Below are 18,430 nucleotides of genomic sequence, written 5' to 3' on the forward strand. Positions count from 1 at the left end.
AGGGTACCGATGCCCGGCTGCGAGAACGCTCGGGTTGACTTGTCGCGACTTTGCGGGTGCGCGCGGAGGTCTCTGAGCGCCTGCTGCGCGATGCGCTTCGCACAGGGGCGGGATGCCCGTTGGGCGACCTCAGCTGAAGTAGCCGGTGAGCGAGCCCCACAGTAGCGCCGCGAGCTGCACGACCGTCAGGCCGTATGCGATCCAGAGGGCGGCGGTCGAGAGCCGCCAGCCCGACGCGCCGCTCAGCGTGATCTGCCGCAGCGACAGGTGGGCGAGCAGAATGCCGAGCGGCGACGCCAGGAAGGCGAACACGAACGCGACCCCGGAGAGGAAGTTGGCCCCCACGTCGGAATCGCTGACCGCCGCCGCCCGCCTGCTCTGCCGGTAGCCCAGCATCGCCAGCGGAACCAGAATGACCAGGCAGAGCACGAACACCGCGATGCTCGCGGCGGCCTCGCTCACAGATCGAGCGAATCGCCCGGCGTCAGCGCGAAGAACTCGCCGCCGTTCTGCTCGGTCGCCCACTTGATGCGGTCGCCGCCCATGTTCTTGCCGGCGTCAGACAGCACCATCTCGTGCGTCGCGAAGCTGCGCTTCGGCTTCACCTCGAGCACGAAGTCGAGGGCCTCGCCGATCTTCAGCCACGGCGCACCGACCGGCACGGCGAGAACATCGACGTCGACGCCTTCAGGCACGGTGAACGAGTCGCCCGGGTAGTAGAGAACGTCGTTGATGAGCACGCCCACGTTGTCGACGACCGGGATGCTGGAGTGGATGACCGCGTGCTTCTCGCCGAAGAACCGCAGGGTGAAGGGCTCGACCGTGATCTCGTCGCCCTCGTGCACCACCGTGATGTCGAAGTCGCCGGCGGCCTGGGCCACTCCCTCGGGCGCGAAGATCGGGATGCCTGGGGCGGCGTCGAGCAGGCGCGTGAGCTGCTCGGGGGTCCAGTGGTCGGCGTGCTCGTGCGTGACGACGACGGCGACGACGCTCGCCGGGTCGCCGATGGCGCCGGTGATCGGGGTGGTGAACGATCCGGGGTCGACGACCAGCGTCTTGCCCGAGGTCTCGAGGATGAGGGCGGCGTGTTCCAGCTTCGTGAGTCTCATGCCCTCAGCTAATACCCGCGCGCCCGCCGCTGCAACTCGGCCGCCGTGCGGGCCCGGCGGCACCGGGGGTGCGTCATAATCAGGGGGTGCCTGCAACCGAGCCCGACGATGCGCCCGAGCGAGCCGCCGAGCACGCCCCGAGTGCTGCGCCCGCGGGTGGCGTCGCCGGTGGCGGTGGCGGGCGCGCGGGTGGCGGCGACGGAGTCGGGCGCGCGGGTGGCGGCGGGCGCGCCGGGGGCGGCAGCAGCGACGGGCGCGCCGCGGGTGGCGGTGACGGGCGCGCCGCTGGTGGCAGCGCCGGTGATGGCGGCGTCGGAGGGGGAGACGGTGACGGCCGCCTGCGGCTCGTCGTGGCGATCAACCCCGCCGCATCGTTCGGCCACACCTCGGGGATGGGTGCGCGGGTGGTCGATGCGCTGCGACTCGACGGGTATGCGGTCGAGCAGCTGCTGGCACCCGACTTCGACACGCTGAAGGCCGAGGCTCGGGTGGCGCTCGCCGAGCATCCGCACGCGTTCATCGTGGTCGGCGGCGACGGAATGGTGAGCCTCGGGGTGAACCTGCTGGCCGAGACGGCGACTCCGCTCGGCATCGTGCCTACCGGAACCGGTAACGACGCGGCGCTGGGGCTCGGCATTCCGCTCGAGTTCGATGCGGCTCTCGCCCACCTGCGGGCGGCGCTCGCCGCGCTCGCTGCGGCCGCGGCAACGGACGGGGCCGAGCTCGGAGCCGCCCTCGGAGCCGGAGCCGAGCCCGCAGCCGACCCCGGAACCGACACCGGAGCCGGAGCCGCCCACGAAGCCGCCCCCGAAGCCGCGGCCGGAGTCGAAGCCCCGAGCCCCGTTCGCACCATCGACCTCGGGCGCCTCAGCCATGCCGGCGGCGACGCCTGGTTCGCCTCGGCGCTCTCGGCCGGCTTCGACGCGCTCGTCAACGAGCGGGCGAACCACATGCGCCGCCCGCGCGGAGCCAGCCGCTACACGATCGCCCTGCTGCTCGAGCTGCTGAGGCTGCGGGCGCGCACCTACACGCTCGTCGTCGACGGGGTGCGGCGCGAGGTCGCGTCGGTGCTGCTCGCCGTGGCGAACAACCGCTCGATCGGCGGCGGCATGCTCATCGCCCCCGGCGCCCTGCTCGACGACGGCGCCCTCGACCTGTTCGTCGTGGCGCCGGTGTCGCGGCTGACTTTTCTGCGGCTGTTTCCGCGCGTCTTCAAAGGCACCCACGCGGGCCTGCCGATCGTCGAGCTCATCCGTGTGCACACGGTCGAAGTGGATGCGCCCGGTATCATCGCCTACGCCGACGGCGAGCGGGTCGGCCCCCTGCCGGTCACCGTCACCGTCGCACCGGCCGCCCTCCGCGTGCTGGCCTGAAACCGGCAATCCATTCGCGGGTTTGAGTGGGTCTGCCGACCCAACACTGTTCCGAACGCGCAACTCGATTGCAGCTGCGGAGATGATCCGCGAAACTGAGAGCGAGCGCGGGAGGCGGGCAGGCCGTCGTGGGAACGGGGGAGAAGCGGCATGAGCATCCGCACCCTGCTGCGGTTCGCCCCGCTCGGGTTCGCGCTGCTCTGCGTGCAGCTCGACTTCTTCTCGCTCACCCTGGCCCTGCCCACCATCGCCGCCGGGCTCGGCGTCAGCGTCACGAGCCTGCAGTGGCTGGTCAGCGGGTATCTGTTGAGCTTCGGCGCCCTGATGGTTCCGGCGGGGCGGCTCGGCGACATCATCGGGCGACGCCCCACCGTCATCATCGGCCTCGCCGTGTTCGCCCTCGCCTCGCTCATCTGCGGCGCCGCCACCGACCCCGCCGTGATCATCGGGTTTCGCGTGGCGCAGGGTGCGGGCGCCGCCCTCGTCATGCCGAACGTCTTCGCGCTCGTCGCGGCCGCCACCGATGACAAGACGCGCCCCACGACCATCGGATTCCTGCTCGGCATCGCCGGCGTGGGCACCGCCCTCGGCCCCGTCGTCGGTGGGGTCTTCGCCTCCACCGTCGGCTGGCAGTGGGTGTTCTTCATCAACGTGCCCCTCGCCCTCATCGCCCTTGCCGGCACATTCGGCGTGAGCGACTCGCGCGACACCAGCGTCGCCAGAAGCGTTCGCTCGATGGATGTTCGTGGCCTCATCTTCATCGTCGCGGGCCTGTCGCTGCTGAGCCTCGGCATCGACGCGGTGCCGGCGGCGGGGTGGGGGTCGCCGCTCACGATCATGCTGCTGCTCGGCGGAGCCGCCTGCCTCACGGTGTTCGCCCTGCTCGAGAACCGCGCCGAGACACCGCTCGTGCGGCCCTCTCTGCTGGGCATCCGGCCGTACCGGTACCTGCTGCTCGTGGGCATGTTCGCGAACATCGGGCTGAACGTGTTCATCTTTCTCGCCACGCTCGACCTGCAGGTGGTACGTGGTGAGTCGCCGCAGACCGCCGGTCTCACGTTCGTGCTGGGTTCGGTCGGTGTGGCGCTCGCCGGGCCGGCCGCAGGGTGGCTGTGTTCGCGGTTTCCGGTGCCGGTGGTGCTCGGCGTCTCGACGCTGGTCGGCGCGGTCAGTCTGTTCGCGCTGGCGCTCGCATCAGACCTGTGGGTGTATGTGGTGGTGCTCGGCTTTGCGGGCCTCTCGACGGGAATGTCGTACTCGGCCACGCAGATCGGCATTCAGTCGGCCGTGCCGAAACCGCGTGTCGGCGAGGCGAACAGCTTTCTGCTGATGACGCTGGTGGCGGTCGGCGGCGTCGCGATCGTCATCGCCTCGGGCGCGGTGAAGGTGCTCGGCGACGGGCAGCCCACGGCGGGGTCGATCGATGAGGTGCTGTTCGTGATGACGGGCATTCTCGTGGTGGCGGGGGCGTGGATGCTCGCGGCGGCCCGCTCACTCGAACCAGCCGCGGGGCCGTCGTCGGCTGCCGCGCCCGCACGGTAGGGGAGGCGTCTGCTCGGGAGCAGTGCCGCGAGTGTCCCAGCCGGGCGGCAGGGGCGACGCTGCTTGAGAGCAGTGCCGCCAGTGTCTCAGCCGGGCGGCAGGGCTGCGCTGCTCGGGCAGCCGTGAGGCTGTCAGGCGGGCGGCAGGGGCGGCTCGTGGTGCTGCAGCCAGCGGGTGAGAATGCGCTCGAGCGCCGCCCGATCATCCGGCGCCAACTGCTCGACGAGACGTTTCTCGTTCGCCATGTGCTCTGCGAACGCTGCGTCGATCACCGCGACGCCGCGCGGCGTGAGCGCCACCACCCGGCGCCGCCCGTCACCCTCCGCCGGGCGTCGCAGCACGAGGCCGGCGGCGGTCAGACGATCGAGGCGCTTCGTCATGGCTCCGGTGGTGACCATGGTGTGCTCTGCCAGCTCGCCGGGAGCGCGCTCGAAGGGGGCTCCCGCCCGGCGCAGCGCGGCCAGCACGTCGAACTCGCCCTCGGCGAGGTCGTGCTCGGCGTACACGCGGGTGAGTTCGGCCGTGAGGTAGCCCGAGAGGCGGTGCAGGCGGCCGATCACACCCTGGGGTGAGACGTCGAGGTCGGGGCGCTCGCGGTGCCACTCCTGCTGGATGCGGCCGACGCGGTCATTCGACGCGGCATCCGCGGCACCGGCGTCGTAGTCTTCGGGCATGCTGGCAGTTTAGCTTCTCGGGAAGCTAAACTATCTTCCATGGAAGCTAATCGTGCGGATGCCCGGCGCGCGCCCAGCCGGTGGACGTGGGTGCTCGTCACCGCGATCGCCCCCATCGCGTGGGGATCGAACTACTTCGTCACCCGCCACTTTCTGCCGCTCGATCATCCGCTCTGGGGTGCCGTGCTGCGTGCGCTGCCCGCCGGACTGCTGCTGCTCGCGCTCGCCCGTTCGCGGCCGCGGGGGTCGTGGTGGTGGAAGTCGCTCGTGCTCGGCACGCTCAACGTGGGTGCGTTCTTCGTGCTCGTCTACGTCGCGTCGCAGCTGTTGCCCTCGAGCGTGGCGTCGACGCTGATGGCCACGTCGGCGGCCGTGCTGATGCTGCTCGCCTGGCCGCTGCTGCGCGACCGGCCGACCGTGCTGCCGGTGGTGGGGGCGGTGCTCGGCTTCGTGGGGGTCGCGGTGATGCTGCTGGGAGGCGGTGTCCGCGGTGTGGGTGGGGCGGCGGGCGCCACCGGCGCAGCACCGACGATCGACCCGCTCGGTGTCGCCGCGTCGCTCGCCGCCATGTTCATGTCATCGATCGGATTCATTCTCACCAAGAAGTGGGCCGTCGGGCAGAAGACGCTCGCCATCACCTCGTGGCAGCTCATCGCCGGCGCCGTGCTCGTACTGCCGTTCGCGGTGCTGGTCGAGGGCCCCCCGCCGCCGATCGATGCACCCGCGGCGATCGGCTTCGCCTACGTGACCGTCATCGCCACGGCGCTCGCCTTCGTGGCCTGGTTCACCGGGCTGCGGCACCTGCCCGCGGGCACCGTCGGCCTGGTCGGCCTGCTCAACCCCGTCACCGGCGTGCTGCTCGGTACTCTCCTCGCCGCCGAACCGTTCGGCCCGGCCCAGGCCGTCGGTACCGTGCTCGTTCTCGCCGGCGTGATCGTGGGCCAGCGCCGCCGCCGGCCCACGCCTCTCGCCGCCCCGACCTTCGAGCCTGCTGCAACGCCCGCTCTAGCCACTGCCCGCACCGCCAACGCCAGCGCCACTGCCCGCCCCGCCACCACCCGCCCCGATGCCCCGCAGGAAGACGCGCACCTGCGCCCGCGCGACCTCGCTCCAGTCGTCGACGTTCGGCAGGGGCTGCGCGATCATTGCTCCGAACACGATGACGTCGCGGGGCGTCACCCAGGGCACGACTGAACCGTCGGCGACCCCTCGCGAGAGCAGACCGCCCACCATTCCCTCGATGCTCTGCTGGGCATCCAGTGCTTCGGGGTCGACCGGCGCCGGCGCTCCGTGCAACGGCAGCACCAGGTCAGACCGGGTGAAGATGGTGCGCTCGAGAAAGAGTTCGATCGATCGCAGCCCCGTCTCGCCCCGCGACTCGATATCGGTGAGCGACTGCAGAACGATGTCGTACGCCCGCAGAACCAGCGCCTCCAGCAGCGCCTCACGGTTCGGGTACCGCCGGTAGAGCGTACCCACCCCCACATTCGCCTCGGCCGCGATCGTCGCCAACGGCACCTTCTGGCCCTCGCGCAGAATGGCCGTCACCGCGGCAGCGAGCACGCGCTCCCGGTTCTCGGCGGCGTCACTGCGCAATGGCTTCACCCTCCCAGCCTAGGCTCGCCCGAAAAGACGGCCGCGACAAGCGGAATATTTCGTCCGGATGATCGTTGAACCCGATGCGGAACACATCGTCCGCCTGCCTCTGCCCACGCGGGTGCACTGGCACCCCCGCCGATCCCCGCGATTCGACCGGCACCACTCGAAAGGCACACCATGAACATCTCCATCCTCGGTACCGGCCACGTCGCCTCCCTGCTCGCCGCGGCCTGGACCACGGCCGGCCACACCGTGACCCTCGGCTCGCGCGACCCGCAGGCCAAAGCGGGCCAGTTCGACTACCCGGTCGCATCCTTTGCCGACGCCGTCACCGGCGCAGACGTGGTGGTCAACGCCACACCGGGGGCGGAGTCGCTCGCCGTGTTCACCGCCATCAGCGCCGACGCCCTCGCCGGCACGGTCGTGCTCGACGTCGCCAACGCCGCGACACCCGACCTCGAACTCGTCTACCCCGGCTCGAGCCTCGCCCAGAAGCTGCAGGATGCCCTGCCCGAGGCCAAGGTCGTGAAGTCGTTGAACACGCTCGCCATGAACGTGGCCGTTGCGCCCGACGCCATCGGCGAAAGCACCCTCTTCGTCTCGGGCGACCACGACGACGCGAAAGACACCGTGCGCTCGCTGCTCGCCGACCTCGGCTGGAAGGCCGACGACGTCATCGACCTCGGCGGCATCGCCACCGCGACGGGCCCCGAGAGCTACTTCCCGCTGTTCTTCGCCATCATGCAGGCGAACCAGGGCCCGATGTTCAACATCCGAGTCGTTCGCTAGGCCGCAGCCGCTCGACCGACGGCAGCACCCGGCGCACCCCGCCCGCGCCATTGCGGGGTGCGCCGGCTGCCTCTATGGTGCCGTGTATGCCCACCATCACCATCACCAGCATCCTCGTCGACGACCAGGCCAAAGCCCTCGCCTTCTACACCGATGTGCTCGGCTTTGTGAAGAAGACCGACATCGACCTCGGCGACTTCCGATGGCTGACTGTCGTCTCGGCCGAGCAGCCCGACGGCGTCGAACTGCTGCTCGAGCCCGACCAGCACCCTGCGGCCGCCGCGTTCAAGGCGGCGCTGAGATCTGACGGAATCGCCTTCACCTCGTTCGCGGTGCCCGACCTAGCCGCGGCCTACGCTGACCTGCGAGCCAAGGGCGTCACGTTCATCCAGTCGCCCACCCCCGCCGGCGGCGTCGATATGGCGGTGCTCGATGACACCTGCGGCAACTATGTGGCGCTGACGTCGCCGCGCCCGGTCGACGGCGATGAGCCCGCGTCGGATGGTGGTGAGTCTGCGCCGGACTCAGACGCAAGCCCAGACGTCGACGGTGCCGGGTCATCGGCGGAGCGGGGTGTTTCGACCTGAGACGCCGAGCGCTGGCGCAGCTCGCGCTGCACACGCAACCACACCGACCAGGCATTCCTCGCAAACACGATTGCGACGAGCGTCAGGGCGAACCATGTCGTTCGATCGCCGGGGTCTGTGGCGAGAACGCTCCCCAGATGAACGCCCGCCCAGGCGCAGAGCACGACGACGACCGACTCGACGACCAGCGTGATGCGGTTTCGCCTCACCGCGTGGCGAGCCATCTCAGTCATGAGGTGAAGCGCAGCCCACGTCGACTCTGCGCCTACGGCGTGACAGTCAGATCGAGGGTGACGAACCGGCTCGTGGCGGTGTCGGTGATCGTGACGGTCGTCGCCCCGACGGCGAGCGGCTGGATGCCCGGGTTGAACGTCGCACTGCCGTCGGTGTGACCCGGAACGAACTTCGCAATCGCCGGCTGGCCCACGTCGCCCGTGAAGAGCGTCACGTCATCGGGGCTGGTGTTGATGACCACCACATTGCCGAGGCCGACCGTGGCGAACTGGGCCGTGCCGTCGTAGAAGTTGATGATGATCGGTGCGATCACGCCCGTGCCTCCTGTGCTCGCCGTGCCTCCCGTGCCTGCCGTTGCGGTGCCGGGGCTGCTCGGCGCCGTGCTCGCTGTGGTCGTCGCGGGTGCCGCACACTGGTTGCCCGCACGCCCCTCTGAGCAGGCGTCGACCCCCGAGCATCCGGTCACCATCGTGGCCGCCAGCACCGCAACTGCCAACCCCACGCTCAACCTGGCAATACGGATGCCCATGCTCTCGCCCCTCGAACAATCGCCTTCGACGTCGGTTGCCGCGCTCAATTGGCGCGACACCTTGAACGTATGGCATACTCGTTAAGTTGTCTAATCGGCCCCATCGTTTAGCGGCCTAGGACATCGCCCTCTCACGGCGGTAACACCGGTTCGAATCCGGTTGGGGTCACAACAGTGCTGGCTGAAGAGTCAGTAGCCCGGTTCCCTTGCAGATAAAGGGAACCGGGCACTTTCATTTTGCGGCTGGTGGCACCCGATTTTGACTATCTGCCCACATCTTGCCCACGGGGCAAGATCGACGTTCTGGTGACCTCGCGTCAGGGAGCGAGCTGCGTCGATCGAGGGACCAAGCACGATTTTTTCACGCGTCGTATAAAAGCGTTCGACGGGGGGAGCCAAACGAGTACGAGGACGACCGCAGCGGCAAGTATCTCGACCGAGAAGACATCAAATCGTGAGGTCGACACGAACCCGATCACCGGCAGTCCGCCGACAATGGTGAGAATGATCCGAGCGCGATTGTTGCCTTGGCGTAGTCGAAACGCGAGCCGGGCCAGTACAACAACGATGACGAGCGCGAGAACGTTTCCCGCGATCGTCACCCCGATCGAAATGTCTGACGGCAAGGTCATTGTGCGTCCGTAGCTCACAAACGTCCGCGGATTGGATGGGTCGGCGAACGCGGACCAGTTGAAGGTGAGGAGCAGGACCGCGAGGTTCACGATCGTCGCTGCCGCCAAAGCGATCGCTATCCAAAACGCCACCGTCATAGCCCAGGGTCGGATCTTGCTTACTTGAAGCGTTCGCTGTTGCTCGGCACCGCTGGATTTCTCATTCGTTGGTTCTTGCCGGCTGCCTGCTTGCGGCGCCGGGTTCTGCACTGATTCCCTCACAGGTTCATGCTACTTCCGCGAACGTTTTCGCGCCCTAGAGGCGCACTGCACGGTGGGTCTCTAGGGGGGAGAAGCTAGGAGGACCGCAGATTCACCGTATCGACACCCTGCTCACTTATACGGGGTTCGGTCAGCGTCTTGCATGGACCTGCAGCGACGCCGCGCGGTGGTTCTGTTCCCCAGAAGCACGGCTGTGAACGGTATTGCGAATCCACCAATAATTACTAAGACTGCGCCCCACAATTCGCCTGGAATTCGTGAGAGCGTAAACGCTCCGATAAAGATCCCGGCGGAGCCCAGAAGCCGCAGCGCGAGAGCCAGGCCAGGTTCGTTCTCGGGTCTCCTGCGGAGCGAGTAGTAACCCAGGGGATGGGCATGGAAATAGACGAGAGCCGACGACAAGTAGATCGCGACTCCTGCAACGGCGAAGATCAACCAGCTCCAGTCTTCGCTCATACGTACATCAAATCACGGAGCGCTGCGTGAAGGTCCCCCTATGTTCAGCCCCGAGTATCTTCAGCTGCGTAGTCCGGATCCGATGCACCGCCCCGACAGCGAGTCCGTGTCCAGGCGGTAGACCTCCCACTAGACGGGCCCTCAGCGGGAGATGGGGAGCTCCCAGAGCGCAACGCTGCTGCGGAGCTTGTCGTACTGGTACGGCCGTACCTCGCCGGTCGGTCTGTAGCCCCGTCTGACCCAGAAACGCTCGGAAGAGGCTGCGTTCGTCTCGATGATTCCGGTTCGCAGCTTCTGGATGCCCGGCCATCCCGTGGCCTCACGAAGTACCTCTGCGTGCAAGCGGCTACCGAAGCCAGAGCTCTGCCTGTCGCCCCGCACGATCAACAAACCGATGTAGGCAGCGTCTGGTGTGGGGTAGCCCCTCAGCACATCCGCGAACGCCACCAGTTCGCCATTCACCCACAGCCCGAAGCCGTACTTCTGATCGTCGGTGAGACCCTCCGGGCGACCGATGAGCGAACTCACGGCGTCGGACGGCCCGGGCGGGTACCCGGTCACTTGCTCTGCGTACTGTGGCGCCGACTCGAGCAACGCTTGAAGCGCCTCGACGTCTTCAGATTCCAGCGCCCGAAACGTCTCATCCATCCCGTGATGGTAGTACCCGAGAGATTGCGTGCGACAGAAGCGCCGTGGGCGGCCGCCGGATCGGCCAGCTCAGCTCAGCTCAGCTCAGCGGGCGGGGAGAGATGTTCTCGATCTCTGTGACTGCATTGCGCACGAACTCGCGAGACTTGGCATTGAGTCGCCGCGCGCGCGGCCAGGCGATCGCCACAAGCTGGTCGGGCGGGTCGGGGTGAAGCGGTAGGGTCGCCAGCGGGAGGCCGTCGTAGCTCGAGTCGTTGATGGGGCGCTGGATGAACAGCGAGTAACCGAGTCCAGCCGCCACGAGCGAGCGCGCCAGCTCGAAGTGTGTGATGCGAAACCTGACGCGCGGGCGTAGCCCCATGCTGGCGAAGTAGCCCAGTACCTGCTCGGTGCTGGGTGGAGTCATGAGCAGCACCAGGGGCTCGTCGACCAAATCGCTGATCGAGACGACGTCGTTCTGGGCCAGGCGGTGACCGGCCGCCAGTAGCGCGTGCATGCGCGTGTGGTAGAGCGCCTCGAAGGCGAGCGTCGGGTCGAGCTGGGGGTTGTACGAGATGATCAGATCGAGCTGGCCGGCACGGAGCCTCTCGTCGAGAACATCGGCGCTCTCGACGACGATGCTCGTGCGCACGTGCGGGTGGTCCTGGGCATAGCGCTGCAACAGACGGGGCAGAATGGTGGGCGCCAGAGAGGAGAAACAGCCGATGACGAGTTCTCCGCTCAGTCGGTCGGCGCTGCCCGTGCTCTCGAGTTCGTCGACCTCGCCGAGAATGGTGATCGACGTGTCGAGCACGCTGCGGCCCACCTCCGTCAGCTCGATGCCGTGCGACTTGTAGCGCACGCAGAGTTGCGCCCCGAGCGCTCGTTCCAGCTCGTCGAGAGCCGAGGCGATCGTCGATCGGGAGACGTGGCGGTCTTCGGCTGCGGCAGAGAGGCTGCCTGTGACGGCTATGGCACGGAAGTATTCGAGCTGGCGCAGCGAAATGCGGCTCATGCCATGCCGCTCGATGGCCACAACGCTGTCACTCCGTCAGTCTAAGTCTCGCTGTCATCCCCGGAGAGCGCCAGACGGTGGGCCCGGCGCTCACGCTGCAGAATCGGGTCGGGAACGGGCGCCGCAGCGACGAGTTGGCGAGTGTACGGGTTCTGCGGGTCGTCGCAGACCTGGCGGGCCGATCCCGACTCCACGATGCGGCCCTGGTCGAGCACGCCGACGCGGTTCGCGAAGCCTCGCACGATCGCCAGGTCATGCGTGATGAAGAGGTAGGAGATACCCAGATCATCCTGAAGCTCTCGCAGCAGTCGTAAGACCGCGGCCTGGGTGAGCACGTCGAGTGCGCTGGTGGGTTCGTCACAGACCACCAGTCGTGGTTCGAGTGCGATGGCCCGGGCAATCGCCACGCGCTGTCGCTGGCCACCGCTGAATTCGCTGGGGTAGCGGTTGAGAGCGTCGGCCGGCAGGTTCACCCGATCGAGCAGCCAGTGCAGCCGATCGGCGATCTCGGCCCGTGACCGACCGGCGACGCGAAGCGGTTCGGCGAGCGTCTGACCGACGGTTATCCACGGATTGAGCGAACCGTACGGGTTCTGGAACACGGCCTGCACTGTTCGAGACAGGGCACGCCGCCGATGGCCGGAGAAGGAGGTGACGTCGACGCCGTCGAGCGTGATCGTACCCGCGGCCACCGGCACGAGCCCGAGAATCGCATTGCCGATGGTCGACTTGCCAGACCCCGATTCGCCGACAAGCGCCACCGTCTCGCCCGCCGCTATCGACAGATCGACCCCGTGCACCACCGTGCGCGGCTGCGACCGGAAGCCTCGAACGCGGTAGGCGACCTCGAGGTTCTCGACTCGCAGCACATCGCCGACGGCGCCGTTCTGATCGACGCTCACGATGCCCTCACCAGACTGGGAGTGCCGGCGATGAGTTCGCGGGTGTAGGCGGCCTGAGGTGAACGGTACACGTCGTTCACGGTGCCCGTCTCGACGACGGCACCCTTCTCCATGACGATCATTCGATCGCAGATATCGGCGACCACCGCCAGGTCGTGCGTGACGAAAAGCACGGCCAGGCCGCGCTCGCTGCGCAGATCCCGCAGCAAGTCGAGGATGCCCGCCTGAACGGTCACGTCGAGAGCGGTTGTGGGCTCGTCGGCGATGAGCAGGTCAGGGTCGCCGGCCAGGGCGATGGCGATGACCACGCGCTGCGCCATCCCACCCGAGAGCTCGTGCGGAAGCTTTGCGAGCACGCCCTCGGGGTCGGGGAGCCTGACTCGTCTGAGCAGGTCGATGGCACGCGCACGGCGTTGGCCGGCCGGCAGAGTCGGCGACGTCGAATAGCGAATCGCCTCCATGAGCTGCGATCCCACGGAGAAGAGAGGGTCGAGCGCCACCATCGGTTCCTGCGAGATGAGGCCCGTTCGCCGACCCCGGATGCCCGCGAATCCTCTATCGTCGAGGTTCGTCACGTCGTCATCGCCGATCACAATGCGTCCTCCGGTGATACTGGCTTGAGAGGGCAACAGCCCGAGCGTGGCGAGAGTCGTGACGGTCTTGCCGCTGCCCGACTCTCCGACGAGTCCCACGATCTCGCCACGCCGCAGGGCGAAGCTGACTCCGCGCACAACCGGCCTGTCGCCGAACGAGATCTCGAGATCGTCGACAGCAAGGATGATCGAACCGTCGGCCCCGGTGCTCGGCGAGCTCACGGCGGCACGGCTGAGTTGTGTCTTCACCCTGGCCCTTCTCGTGGTCTTCGAGCGGCCGTTCTCGGAGCCACGCCGGGCCGCATCGACGTCTCGCAAGCCGTCGCCGATGAGCGCAAGAGCAAGCGCGACCAGGGTGATCGTTCCACCCGCGACAACGAGCAGCCATGGCGCCTTCGCGAGGTTCGAGGCGGCTTCGCCGACCATGCTGCCCCAGGTCGGCTGGGGCGGATGGATGCCGAGACTGAGGAATCCCAGACCCGACTGCACCGCGAGCGCGGCCCCGGCGAACAACGATGCCTGGATGATGACCGGGCCGAAGACAGCGGGCAGAATATGCCGTGCCATGAGCCGCACGGGAGACAAGCCCGACACGATCGCCGCAGACACAAACAGTTCTTCGCGCACGCTCAACACGGTGGCGCGAACGACGCGAATGAGGCTGCCGGCACCGAGCAGTCCGAGCGCGATCATCGCCGGCAACAGGTCTTGGTTGAAGATGGCGAGTATGCCGAGTAGCAGCACGACGCCGGGCAGAGACATCAGAACGTCTGCGATGCCGCTGATGAGCGAGTCGACCCAGCCGCCGAGCATCCCGGCCAGTACGCCGAGCACAACCCCGACGATCACGAACACGACGACCGCGACGAGCACACCCAGCAGCGTCGGCTGACCGCCGTAGAGCAGACGGCTCAGTACGTCGCGACCGAGGCTGTCGGTACCGAGAACGTGGGCCGCGCTCGGCCCCTCCAGAAAGTGCGCCAGGTCTTGGTCGTTGTACCCGTAGGGGGCGATCTCGTTCGCAAGGGCGACTGCTACGGCGACGATGACCACGAAGGCGAGGGCCATGATGGCAACCGCATTGGTCTTGATGCGCCCGGTGCGCACTCGGCTGTCGGTCAGGGGTGCGACGGTCATCAGGCACGAACTTTCGGGTTGAGCAGGCCGTAACTCACATCGACGAGCAGGTTCACGACGATCGTGATGACGGCGAAGGTGAGGGCGACGCCCTGAATGACGGGAATGTCTTGGCGTGACGTTGCCGTGACCGCCAGCGATCCGAGGCCGGGCAGCACGAATACTGTCTCGACGAGAACAGTGCCCGACAGCGAGGCCACGAAGATGACGCCGACCACAGTGACGAGAGACACGCTCGAGTTGCGCAGGGCGTGCTTCCAGATGAGCACCCGGCGCGGCACGCCGGCGGCTCGCAGGGTTCGAACGAAATCCTGCCCCATTGCGGTCGACACGCCGTCGCGCACCACTTTCGCGATCGTCGCGACGCCGGCCAGCGACAGTGCGATCACGGGCAGGATGAGCGACTGCGCCCACTCGGTGGGGGAGTCGTCGAAGGAGACGTACCCGGTCGCGGGCAGCAGACTCAGCGTCACCGCGAAGATCGACGCGAGCACGAGTCCCACCCAGAAGTTCGGCAGCGCCCCGCCGACGAGCGAGAAGATGTCGATGAAGCGGCCCAGGATGCGTCCGCGGGTGGCGCTCAGCACGCCGAGCAGAATTCCGACGACCAAGGCGACCACGGTGCCGCCGATGATCAGCGACAACGAGACCGGCAATCGGGTGGCGAGGGTGCTCGCGACATCCTCACCGGTGAAGATCGACTGCCCGAGGTCGCCGTGCAGCAGATTCACGATGTAGTCCCAGTACTGCACGAGGATCGGCTGATCGAGGTGCAGCGCCTGTCGCAAGGCGTCGTACTGCTGGGGGCTCGCGGTCGGTCCGAGCAGCGAGCGGGCCGGATCACCCGGTATCAGGCTCTGCAGGAAGAACGTGATCGCGGTGACGACGATCAAGAGCGGAATCGACAGCAGCAGACGTCTTGCGACGAGGCGGAGCATAAGACCTTCCGTTGACAGTGAGGCGGTGAGGCGGTGAGGCGGTGAGACAGCAGTGAGACGGTGAGGCGGCTTGTGGCGCTGGCGGTCAGTTCACCGACCACGACTCGATGGGTGCGAGTTCTCCGGTCGTACCCAAGAAGTAGGGCTTTACCTTCTTGCTGTTGAAGATCACGATCGAGTCGCTGCTCGCGATGGGCAGCGCCAGCGCCTGCGTGACGATGACCGAGTTGAGGGCTTGGGCCGCCGGCCCGATCTGGTCGGGCGTCGAACTGGCGAGCTTCTGGAAGGCGGAGTTCACGTCAGCGTTCACGACGCCGTACTGGTTCATCACGGCACCCTGGGTGAAGCCGAACTGCGCGTTGATGTACATCTGACTGCCGTCTCCGGTCAGCAGGGTACCAGCGTACTGGCCCGAGACGAGGTCGTTGACCCACGAACCGAAGTCGGGCTCAGACTTGAGATTCATCGTGACGCCCACCGCCGCGAGCTCGGATGCCACGGCCTGAGCGATCTTCGTATCGGTGGGGCTGTAGCCGAGGTAGGTGAACGGCATCGAGAACCCGCCGCCATACCCCGCCGCCGCCAGCAGTGACTTGGCCTTTGCCGGATCGTATGAGTAGGTCGACTCCAGTGATTTGTCGTAGCCGGATGCCGCACCCGCGTCGATCGCCGTCTGATCTGTGGCACTGCCGTAGTTGCCCAGGGCGGCCTTGGTGATCGAGTCCCGGTCGACGGCGTAGTTCAGAGCCTGCCGCACCTGTTCTGACGCGAGTGCGGGAACGACTTTGCCCTCCCTGTCCATCAGGTAGAAGTTGTAGACCGTGCTCGGCTCGCTGATCTCCTGCAGGCCGTCACCCGAGACGGTGCCGCCGATCGACGGGTCGCCGACGATGGCGTCGACCTGGCCCGACTTCAGAGCTTGCACCTGCTGGTCGGGATTCGGAATCACACGAACGTCGATCTCGGTGTAGGCGATGGCCTTCTGGTCCCAGTATTTCGTGTTCGGCACGTACACGTAGTGGTCGTTCGAGACGGTCTGCTTCGCATCCAAGACGTATTGGCCGGCGCCGAAGGTCTGGCCTGCGCGGCTCGACTCGTCGGCGATGCCCGCAGCGCTGATCGGAGCCGCTCCGAGATACCCGACCGTGAGGAGGTCGGGAATGATCGGGTTCGGCACCGTCGTGGTGATGTGCACGGTCTTCGTGTCGACCGCGGTGAAGGTCATCGCCGCGAAGTACGCCTTGCTCGGGCCGGTCGTGGTCGCCGTGAAGTAGGTCAATGACGCGGCGACGGCCGCAGCATCCATCGGTGTGCCGTCGGCGAAGGTGAGCCCGTCCCTGAGGGTGAACTCGAAATCGGTGTTGCCGTCGCCGACGTACTTCCACGATTCCGCCAGACCTGGCTGCACCGCACCGGAGGCGTCTTTCGTGAGCACGGCCGCGTAGGCGGGGGTCTCGAACCAGGTGCCGGGAACTCCGGTCGCCGCCTTGAGAGTGTCGAGGCTCACCGGTGCCGTGCCGACGGCGACGACGAGCTTGTGGTCGCTCGACGACGACGTCGAAGAACCGCCCGTGCAGGCGGTGAGGGAGAGCGCGGCGACCGCGAGCGTCGCGCTCGCGGCGAGGATGCGATGACGCTGGTTCATTCGGATGACCTCATTCTGTGGGGGAGTTGCTGGAGCTGACGGTGCGGGGGAGAACGCTGAGGAGAAGCCGGCTGGGGTGAGCAGGGCCGAGGCCGACCGTGTAGGTGGCCGCGAGTTCAGTGGTGCCGGGGTCGGCGGGCGGAAAGGCGTTGCTGCCGACGTCCCACCGGGGCGACGAACTCGAGGTGATGTCCACCCGCACCCGGTGCCCGCGCAGAAACGCGTGGGCAGTGGCCCACAGGTCGACGTCGTACTCCTCGAACACGTGAGGTCGCACAGGCGCGACCGGGCCCTGGCCCGTCGTCGCATCGACGGCGCGGGCCGACCCGCGTTGAATTCCGTCGGCGATGACGATGGTGCTGCCATCGGGATGTTCGTCGCAGAGTCTCACGACGAGGTCGGCGTCGGTGCCGTCGACCGCCAGGTGGATGACCGCACGAATCTCGCCGACCACCGCCAGATCGTCGTCGAGAGGCTCTGTGCGCCACGAGACGACGTCGCTTCGGTTCTCGATCTCGCGCTGATCTGACGGTCCCGGCTCGTACGGCGGGAAGAGCAGTGTGGCGCCGCCACGGGTCGGCACCGGATGCCCGGGGTCGCTGGTGAAGGTGACGACGCCGTCTGTGCCATCCGACGACCGAAGGCCCGCGTCTGCGCCGAGCATCATCGTCTGCTGCTGAGCCTGGGCCGGCGGGAACTCCGGCAGCTCGAGCCACCGGTTCGCGCCCATCACGAAGACCCGCACGGGTGCCACGCCGTCGAGTGACGACGAGCCCTGCAACGCGGCGTCGAAGAACCGCAGGTGCTGGTCTGTCATGTCGAGGCCGTCGAGCCGAGCATCCGATGCCTCGGCACCGAAGTCGAGATCGCCGATCACACCGGTCATGTTGGTGTGCGACCACGGGCCGATGAGCAGGTACGGCTCGGGCGCTGCGAGGGTACGGGCCCGCGTGAGAAGGGCTCGATACATCGTCAATGTCGACCCGAGGAACACGTCGAACCATCCGCCGATGAGAAAGACAGGAATGTCGACCTCGCCGATTCGAGTGACCTTGCCGACCGAGTGCGCGGGCGAGTCGAGCGGCTCGCTCAGTCGCTCACGCATCCAGCGCAGAGTCGCATCTGCTTCGAGGCTCGACTGCAGGGTGCCGGCCCGAAACAGCTCTCCACTCTGCAGCAGCCGGTCGACGTCGAGCCAGCGGCGCTCCTCTTCTGTGCGCTCATCAGGGTCTGAGATCCGGGCGATCTGACCGGGAGCGATCGCGAAGTGCGACCAGGCGAACATGCTGCCGACCTCGGGAACACCACCGCGGAACCGGAATCCGTTCGTGCCCGAAGCCACCGGCGTCACAGCCGGAATGATCGCACGAAGAGCGGGACTGCCGCCGGCCAGGGCGCTGAACTGGGTCTCGGAGGCGTACGAGGCCCCGAACATGCCGACGACACCCGAGCACTCGGCAAGCGATGCCAGCCAGGCCACGGCGTCGGCGCCGTCGGCTACCTCCTGCGCCGAGGCGTCGAACTCTCCCTGCGAGCCGAAGCGGCCACGAACATCCTGAAGCGCGACCAGGTAACCGGCCGCCACGAACCGGTCGAGATCGACTCGGCCAGCCGACTCGTCGCCGCTGACATCGTACGGATGCCGGGTCAGAAGTGCGGGCCAGGGGCCATCGCCCTCGGGCGTCAGCAGCACCGTGTGCAGCTTCGTTCCATCACGGAGCGGGCAGTCTGCCTCGCGCCTGATGGGAGCGACGCGCTTCGTCTGGGGCACCATCGCCACCTCGTTCG

Annotated in this window: 17 protein-coding genes, 1 tRNA gene and 1 pseudogene; 6 read left to right on the forward strand and 13 right to left on the reverse strand. The window is 67.5% G+C overall.

The window, feature by feature from the left end:
• Positions 1-129: 129 nt before the first annotated feature.
• The gene (locus V3W46_RS19310) at positions 130-462 is read right to left on the reverse strand and encodes a hypothetical protein (RefSeq protein WP_331784771.1); all 333 of its coding nucleotides are present in this window, start codon (positions 460-462) and stop codon (positions 130-132) included.
• On the reverse strand, positions 459-1,109 hold the full coding sequence (locus V3W46_RS19315; protein ID WP_331784772.1) for an MBL fold metallo-hydrolase: 651 nt from the start codon (positions 1,107-1,109) through the stop codon (positions 459-461). Before V3W46_RS19315 ends, V3W46_RS19310 begins: the two co-directional genes overlap by 4 nt.
• An 86-nt stretch (positions 1,110-1,195) precedes the next feature.
• Here V3W46_RS19315 and V3W46_RS19320 point away from each other — a divergent pair, with 86 nt between their 5' ends.
• Positions 1,196-2,482 (forward strand): diacylglycerol kinase family protein, encoded by a 1,287-nt coding sequence (locus V3W46_RS19320; RefSeq protein WP_331784773.1) that lies wholly within the window; start codon positions 1,196-1,198, stop codon positions 2,480-2,482.
• Positions 2,483-2,632: 150 nt separating this feature from the next.
• Complete coding sequence (locus V3W46_RS19325; protein WP_331784774.1) at positions 2,633-4,024, forward strand: MFS transporter; 1,392 nt, start codon at positions 2,633-2,635, stop codon at positions 4,022-4,024.
• Between the two features lie 131 nt (positions 4,025-4,155).
• Here the strand turns inward: V3W46_RS19325 and V3W46_RS19330 are convergent, their stop codons facing one another.
• Positions 4,156-4,698, reverse strand: a complete 543-nt coding sequence (locus V3W46_RS19330; protein WP_331784775.1) for a MarR family winged helix-turn-helix transcriptional regulator — start codon at positions 4,696-4,698, stop codon at positions 4,156-4,158.
• A gap of 39 nt (positions 4,699-4,737) precedes the next feature.
• Here V3W46_RS19330 and V3W46_RS19335 point away from each other — a divergent pair.
• Positions 4,738-5,625, forward strand: a pseudogene (locus V3W46_RS19335) (DMT family transporter); the annotation flags it as partial.
• A gap of 78 nt (positions 5,626-5,703) precedes the next feature.
• Here V3W46_RS19335 and V3W46_RS19340 read toward each other — a convergent pair.
• On the reverse strand, positions 5,704-6,303 hold the full coding sequence (locus V3W46_RS19340; RefSeq protein WP_331784776.1) for a TetR/AcrR family transcriptional regulator: 600 nt from the start codon (positions 6,301-6,303) through the stop codon (positions 5,704-5,706).
• Positions 6,304-6,474: 171 nt separating this feature from the next.
• On the opposite strand from V3W46_RS19340, the gene V3W46_RS19345 reads away from it, so the two are divergent.
• Both V3W46_RS19345 and V3W46_RS19350 read left to right on the forward strand, forming a co-directional pair.
• Positions 6,475-7,086: an NADPH-dependent F420 reductase gene (locus tag V3W46_RS19345; protein WP_331784777.1), complete on the forward strand. Its 612-nt coding sequence runs from the start codon at positions 6,475-6,477 to the stop codon at positions 7,084-7,086.
• 86 nt (positions 7,087-7,172) lie between these two features.
• Entirely contained in the window at positions 7,173-7,673 is a 501-nt protein-coding gene (locus tag V3W46_RS19350; protein ID WP_331784778.1) for a VOC family protein, read from the forward strand.
• Between the two features lie 265 nt (positions 7,674-7,938).
• Here V3W46_RS19350 and V3W46_RS19355 read toward each other — a convergent pair whose 3' ends face one another.
• Positions 7,939-8,436: a hypothetical protein gene (locus V3W46_RS19355; protein ID WP_331784779.1), complete on the reverse strand. Its 498-nt coding sequence runs from the start codon at positions 8,434-8,436 to the stop codon at positions 7,939-7,941.
• 96 nt (positions 8,437-8,532) lie between these two features.
• Between V3W46_RS19355 and V3W46_RS19360 the strand changes: the two genes are divergently transcribed.
• Positions 8,533-8,605, forward strand: a tRNA-Glu gene (locus V3W46_RS19360).
• Between the two features lie 148 nt (positions 8,606-8,753).
• On the opposite strand, the gene V3W46_RS19365 is transcribed toward V3W46_RS19360, so the two are convergent.
• From V3W46_RS19365 to V3W46_RS19400, 8 genes are all read right to left on the reverse strand, one after another.
• Complete coding sequence (locus V3W46_RS19365; RefSeq protein WP_331784780.1) at positions 8,754-9,329, reverse strand: hypothetical protein; 576 nt, start codon at positions 9,327-9,329, stop codon at positions 8,754-8,756.
• A gap of 597 nt (positions 9,330-9,926) precedes the next feature.
• Positions 9,927-10,433 carry a GNAT family N-acetyltransferase gene (locus V3W46_RS19370; protein WP_331784781.1) on the reverse strand — a complete coding sequence of 169 codons (507 nt, stop codon included), beginning with the start codon at positions 10,431-10,433 and terminating at the stop codon, positions 9,927-9,929.
• Between the two features lie 79 nt (positions 10,434-10,512).
• Complete coding sequence (locus V3W46_RS19375) at positions 10,513-11,427, reverse strand: LysR family transcriptional regulator (RefSeq protein WP_331784782.1); 915 nt, start codon at positions 11,425-11,427, stop codon at positions 10,513-10,515.
• 41 nt (positions 11,428-11,468) lie between these two features.
• A complete protein-coding gene (locus V3W46_RS19380; RefSeq protein ID WP_331784783.1) occupies positions 11,469-12,329 on the reverse strand; it encodes an ATP-binding cassette domain-containing protein in 861 nt (286 codons plus the stop codon).
• Positions 12,326-14,059, reverse strand: coding sequence for a dipeptide/oligopeptide/nickel ABC transporter permease/ATP-binding protein (locus tag V3W46_RS19385; protein WP_331784784.1), 1,734 nt, complete (start codon positions 14,057-14,059; stop codon positions 12,326-12,328). Before V3W46_RS19385 ends, V3W46_RS19380 begins: the two co-directional genes overlap by 4 nt.
• Positions 14,059-14,997, reverse strand: a complete 939-nt coding sequence (locus V3W46_RS19390) for an ABC transporter permease (RefSeq protein ID WP_331784785.1) — start codon at positions 14,995-14,997, stop codon at positions 14,059-14,061. The genes V3W46_RS19385 and V3W46_RS19390 overlap by 1 nt, the downstream gene beginning before the upstream one ends.
• Before the next feature lie 85 nt (positions 14,998-15,082).
• The gene (locus V3W46_RS19395) at positions 15,083-16,642 is read right to left on the reverse strand and encodes an ABC transporter substrate-binding protein (RefSeq protein ID WP_331784786.1); all 1,560 of its coding nucleotides are present in this window, start codon (positions 16,640-16,642) and stop codon (positions 15,083-15,085) included.
• A 10-nt stretch (positions 16,643-16,652) separates the two neighbouring features.
• Positions 16,653-18,416 carry a CocE/NonD family hydrolase gene (locus tag V3W46_RS19400; RefSeq protein WP_331784787.1) on the reverse strand — a complete coding sequence of 588 codons (1,764 nt, stop codon included), beginning with the start codon at positions 18,414-18,416 and terminating at the stop codon, positions 16,653-16,655.
• Positions 18,417-18,430: the final 14 nt, after the last annotated feature.

The organism is Subtercola sp. YIM 133946, assembly GCF_036553535.1.
Lineage (GTDB): Bacteria > Actinomycetota > Actinomycetes > Actinomycetales > Microbacteriaceae > Subtercola.

Coding starts and splice junctions, on each gene's coding strand:
- V3W46_RS19325 (WP_331784774.1), top strand. CDS start 2,633: ATGAGCATCCGCACCCTGCTGCGGTTCGCCCCGCTCGGGTTCGCGCTG.
- V3W46_RS19385 (WP_331784784.1), bottom strand. CDS start 14,059: ATGACCGTCGCACCCCTGACCGACAGCCGAGTGCGCACCGGGCGCATC.
- V3W46_RS19355 (WP_331784779.1), bottom strand. CDS start 8,436: ATGGGCATCCGTATTGCCAGGTTGAGCGTGGGGTTGGCAGTTGCGGTG.
- V3W46_RS19390 (WP_331784785.1), bottom strand. CDS start 14,997: ATGCTCCGCCTCGTCGCAAGACGTCTGCTGCTGTCGATTCCGCTCTTG.
- V3W46_RS19395 (WP_331784786.1), bottom strand. CDS start 16,642: ATGAACCAGCGTCATCGCATCCTCGCCGCGAGCGCGACGCTCGCGGTC.
- V3W46_RS19330 (WP_331784775.1), bottom strand. CDS start 4,698: ATGCCCGAAGACTACGACGCCGGTGCCGCGGATGCCGCGTCGAATGAC.
- V3W46_RS19350 (WP_331784778.1), top strand. CDS start 7,173: ATGCCCACCATCACCATCACCAGCATCCTCGTCGACGACCAGGCCAAA.
- V3W46_RS19400 (WP_331784787.1), bottom strand. CDS start 18,416: ATGGTGCCCCAGACGAAGCGCGTCGCTCCCATCAGGCGCGAGGCAGAC.
- V3W46_RS19370 (WP_331784781.1), bottom strand. CDS start 10,433: ATGGATGAGACGTTTCGGGCGCTGGAATCTGAAGACGTCGAGGCGCTT.
- V3W46_RS19375 (WP_331784782.1), bottom strand. CDS start 11,427: ATGAGCCGCATTTCGCTGCGCCAGCTCGAATACTTCCGTGCCATAGCC.
- V3W46_RS19345 (WP_331784777.1), top strand. CDS start 6,475: ATGAACATCTCCATCCTCGGTACCGGCCACGTCGCCTCCCTGCTCGCC.
- V3W46_RS19315 (WP_331784772.1), bottom strand. CDS start 1,109: ATGAGACTCACGAAGCTGGAACACGCCGCCCTCATCCTCGAGACCTCG.